The organism is Xenorhabdus sp. PB62.4 (assembly GCF_014467285.1).
GTDB lineage: Bacteria > Pseudomonadota > Gammaproteobacteria > Enterobacterales > Enterobacteriaceae > Xenorhabdus.
In genome coordinates, this window is record NZ_NKHR01000119.1 from 1 (window position 1) to 592 (window position 592).

Consider the following 592-nt stretch of genomic DNA (forward strand, 5'->3'; position numbering starts at 1 on the left):
TTAGTGATCAAGGTAAAGCATGGCTAAAGTTGACGTCTATTGTCGTTATTGTCACAAATCAGAACAGGTCAAAGGGCATGGAAAAGGAAATGGAGGACATCAGCGTTATCGCTGTTATGCCTGCTGCAAGGTTTTTCAGTTGGAATACACCTACCAAGCCTGCAAACCCGGCGTTAAAGGGCAGATTGTCGACATAGCGATGAATAACGGGGGAATTCGTGACACCGCTCGGATCCTGAAAGTCGCCACCGCCACCGTCATGAAAACGTTAAAAACCTCACGCCCCGAAACGTAACGACGCAGCCCCTTGCTGGAAATAACATTCAGCTTATCGGTGAAATAGATGAGCAATGGTCGTTTGTGGGGAACAAGAAAAATCAACGCTGGCTTTGGTATGCTTGGGAGCCCCGCTTAAAACGAATAGTGGCTCATGTTTTTGGCGATCGCAGTAGAAAAACGTTAGACAAGCTGCTTGCCCTCTTATCACCCTTTAATATTCGATTTTATTGTACGGATAATTATGGGGTTTATGACAATCTTCCAGAAGAGAGCCATCTTACTGGAAAGACGTTCACCCAACGCATAGAGAGAA

Annotated in this window: 1 pseudogene; it reads left to right on the plus strand. The window is 45.6% G+C overall.

Annotation, left to right across the window (positions count from 1 at the left end):
• Positions 1-19: 19 nt before the first annotated feature.
• A pseudogene (locus Xenpb_RS20265) lies at positions 20-592 on the plus strand (IS1 family transposase); the annotation flags it as partial.